This window comes from Paracoccus limosus (assembly GCF_009711185.1).
In the GTDB taxonomy this organism is placed as follows: Bacteria; Pseudomonadota; Alphaproteobacteria; order Rhodobacterales; family Rhodobacteraceae; genus Paracoccus; species Paracoccus limosus.
The window spans coordinates 1-3,969 of record NZ_WMIF01000059.1; the positions used below are offsets into that span (position 1 = coordinate 1).

Sequence of the window (3,969 nt, forward strand, 5' to 3'; positions counted from 1 at the left end):
AGCCGTCCAAATGGCCGCCCATTTTGCCGTCTCGTTCCAAGCCAACACCTCCGACGTTCATGCGCACGGAGATTGGCCCGTTCAGATCACCAGCGGCAGGAGGGGATCAGCGTCGCGCTTACAGATGTTCGTAGAGTTGGCCGATCCGCTGCGCATAGAGTGCCGCCATGTTCGGGTGCAGAAGGGGAGGCGGCTCGTCCGCGTTGGCCAGTTTCTCCGTCAGTTCAGCTTTGCGGGCTTCCAGCTTCTCGGACTTGTCCTTCAGCTTCGATAGCGGGAAGCCTTGCACGATCGCGTCGACGATCTTGTCCAACTCCTTGTCGACACGCTCCAGTTCCCGTTTCCAACCCTCCAGATCGGTGCCGCGCTCGATGCGCAGCCGATTCACCTCCCTGGTGAACTCGGTACAGAACTCCCTGAACAGCGCAGGGTCCATCAGATGCTTGCGCAGCCCGTTCAGGATCGACGCTTCGAGGGCGTCACGTCGGATGTTGAGCCGGTTGTCGCAAGTGCCCTTGTTGCGCGCCGTCGCGCAGCCGAGCAGGTCCTTGGAGATCATCGTATAGCCGCCCCCGCAGCAGCCGCATTTGACGAGGCCGGCAAAGAGATGCTTCGGGCGGCGCCGGTCGTTCAGGGGATTGGGACTGGTCTCGACCACATCATAGGCAAGGCGGCTCTGCCGTGCCTTGACGGCATCCCAGATGTCTTGGTCGATGAGGCGCAGGTCAGGCACCTCATGGACGACCCATTCGCATTCCGGGTTCAGGCGGGATACGCGCCGGCCGGTGTCGGGATCCTTGATATAGCGCAGCCGGTTCCAGACCAGCTTGCCGACATAAAGCTCGTTGTTCAGGATGCCGGTGCCGCGCTTCGGGTTGCCGTGGATTGTCGATGGCCCCCATTCGCTGCCTTGCGGCCCCGGTATGCCATCGCGGTTCAGGGACATGGCGATGGTGCGCGATGATTTCCCGTCGAGATAATCCGCATAAATGCGGCGCACGATCCCGGCTTCGGCCTCGTTGATGGTCCGGTCGCCCCGGACAGCTTCCCCACGATCATCGAACCTCTTCACCACATCATAGCCGTAGCAGAGTCCGCCGCCGGATTTGCCATCCTCGACCCGACCGCGCAGCCCACGGCGGGTCTTGTCGGCCAGATCCTTCAGGAACAGCGCATTCATCGTGCCCTTCAACCCGACATGCAGATGGGTGATCTCGCCCTCGGACAGGGTGAACATCTTCACGTCGGCATAGGTCATGCGCTTGAAGATGCCGGCGATATCCTCCTGGTCGCGCGACAGCCGGTCCATCGCCTCGGCCATGATCATGTCGAAGCGACCGCGCAGGGAATCGGAGATCAGGGACTGGACGCCCGGTCGCAGGATCATGCTGGCGCCGGAGATGGCGTGATCAGTATATTCCTCGACGACGGTCCAGCCTTCCTTTTCGGCGCGCAGGCGACACATGCGCAGCTGATCGGTGATCGAGGCGTCGCGCTGGTTGTCGGACGAGTAGCGGGCGTAGAGCGCGACCTTCATGCGGACAACTCAGTCGGGGAGGCGGTCGCCCGCCAAACGGGCCGTCTCCTGTTGAATAAGGTCGCGCGCTGCCTGCCGGGCGAGTTGCCGGACGAGATCGGCGAGGCGGGGGTCGGGTTTGCGGGTGCCAGCAACGCGCGCAATGGCTTCATCCGTGGTCTCGGTGACCAGCCGAAGCTTCGATGGGGTGGTTTGTCGTTGCCGTGCCATTCCCGTGCCGATCCCTGAAGAGCCTGCACAAAGACTACGCCGCATTTACAATGCGTTACAGAGAAGCGCCCGGCGGCGTTTGGCGGGGAATGGAGGGCTGGGTCGGGCATTGGCGTATTCCTGAGCAGCATGGCGTCGCAAAAATACTGGCGCGACGATGTGCGAATTTGCGGCTCGCCAGGGGATTTGAACATCTGCTCGCACAGCAAGACGTTCCAGCCATGTCCTGAGATCAGTCTAACGCGGAGACGCCGCGCATGGCAATGCGGGAAAATGGGCCGCGCCGATGGTGGTTGCTGGTCTCGATGGTGAACCCCTCAGCCCTCTCCGTTCCTCACAGGTCCGGCAGGCCGAGGCTGAGTTGCCGGGCAGCATCGTCAGAGGTGGTTCGGGAAATCTGACAGCCAGGATGAGCGGCTCTTTGCTGCGACCATCGCACTAGGTGACAATCCTCATTACTCTCAAAGAAGCGGTGCCCAAAGCCGCGCAAGAGGCGAACTGATCCGGATGTGAAGCGGCTGATCGACAAGCGCGCTGATCAGTTCATCGCTCTGTACAAAATCGTCAGACAGCATGCGCTCCACGTCGGACGCAAAGGCCCCGTCTGCGACGAAGACCATGCTCTCGAAATTGAGCCGGAAGGAACGGTTGTCGAGGTTCGCGGTCCCGACCGCTGCCAGATCGTCATCCACGAGAATGACCTTCTGGTGCAAAAAGCCGTCGCAATAGCGGAAGAACCGCACGCCTGTTGCACGCAATTCGTCGAAATAGGCGTGCGAAGCGAGCCACGGCAGATAATGGTCGATCGTGGAGGGGAGCAGAATCCGCACATCCCGACCTGCAAGGGCCGCAGAGACGAGCGCGGACATGATGTCGGTGTCCGGTACGAAATAGGGCGAGGCGATCCAGATCCTGTCCCGGGCAGCCGTGATCGCGGTGAAGAACATCAGGCTACCGCTGTCGATCGGGTCTCCGGGCCCCGTTGGCACTAGGGCTGCAAGCGTGGCGTTTTCCGGGTCCGTCGCGTCACCCGCCTCCCATGGCAAATCGTCCGTCAGGGACTCGCTGCTGGCCCAATGCCAGTCCTCCGCGAAAACGGCTTGTATCTGCCCCGCGACCGGCCCCCGGATCTCGACATGTGTGTCTCTCCAGCGGCCGAACTGCGGGTCAAGGCCGAGATACTCGTCGCCCACGTTGTGCCCGCCGACAAAGGCCACGTCACCGTCGACGACAACCGTTTTGCGATGATTACGAAAGTTGATCTCCAACCGCGATGTTGGACCTCTGGAGTGATCCGGGTTCAGCACGGCGACACCGGCGTCGCGCAATCTGGCGGCCCAGGCCTCCGGCAGTTTCTGGCTGCCCACCCCGTCATACATCACGCGGACCTTCACGCCGCGCGCGGCGGCAGCAACGAGGTGATCCGCCAAGCGCCGTCCAAGCCCGTCGTCTCGTATGATGTAGAACTGCACACATACGCTTTCGCGCGCGCTGTCGACCACTGCGCAGATGGCATCGAAGGTCGCGCCGCCGTCGATCAGCAGCCGGACCTCATTTCCGCCGGTAAATGGCAGTCCCCCGATGCGTTCGAGCGCGCGCAGCGTTTTCTCCCGTTCAAACGGGAGGGTGCCTCTGCTCGCTTCGGTATCTTGTATGCTGAACAGGTCATGGCTTTCTCGCCATGCCGCGCGATAGTCGCGGACTTTGCGGCGACCGAGCACAAGGAAGGCTGGAACGCCGAACCACGGCGATGAAACGAGAAAGACGACCCAAGCGGCTGCACCCTGTGGCGTGCGCGCCGATGCAATCGCGGCCCAGACGCAATAGGCGACTGCCAAGGCGCCAAAAACAGCCAGTATTGTCGCAAGAACTGTCGTCACCTGGCGAGCGGCTCCCGAGTCAAAGAGTAAAATAGCGCGCTTATCGTAGCAGCGATTTTAGAAACGGAAATGGTCGTGTCGCGAAGGTGGTGGAAATTGCCGAGCAGCGGGCTCCGGGCATGTAACGTTGGCTCCAGTCAGGGGCGTTGATGATGTGACCGCCCCCCGACGGCGTCGCTGTGCCAAGGTGGGTCTGCGAGGATCCACAGAGAGGAGTGTTGAACGGCTTGCAATAAGGACCCCGCTTCTGGGGTGATCGGCGTCCAAAAGGGACCCCACCGACCGGGGGTTGGGTCCATTGTGCCTTCGATGATTATCGGAGGCCGAGCACGGGATGCTGAT

At 61.9% G+C, this 3,969-nt stretch carries 2 protein-coding genes and 1 pseudogene; 1 reads left to right on the forward strand and 2 read right to left on the reverse strand.

What is annotated here, in order from left to right:
* Nucleotides 1-121 precede the first annotated feature (121 nt).
* Nucleotides 122-1,483 (reverse strand): annotated as a pseudogene (locus tag GL279_RS18930) (recombinase family protein); the annotation flags it as partial.
* Between GL279_RS18930 and GL279_RS19685 the strand changes: the two are divergent.
* Nucleotides 1,406-1,765 (forward strand): hypothetical protein, encoded by a 360-nt coding sequence (locus GL279_RS19685; RefSeq protein WP_343039865.1) that lies wholly within the window; start codon nt 1,406-1,408, stop codon nt 1,763-1,765. The pseudogene GL279_RS18930 and the gene GL279_RS19685 sit on opposite strands and share 78 nt — an antisense overlap.
* 443 nt (nt 1,766-2,208) lie before the next feature.
* Here GL279_RS19685 and cls read toward each other — a convergent pair whose 3' ends face one another.
* Complete coding sequence (cls, locus tag GL279_RS18940) at nt 2,209-3,627, reverse strand: cardiolipin synthase (RefSeq protein WP_343039863.1); 1,419 nt, start codon at nt 3,625-3,627, stop codon at nt 2,209-2,211.
* Nucleotides 3,628-3,969 lie beyond the last annotated feature (342 nt).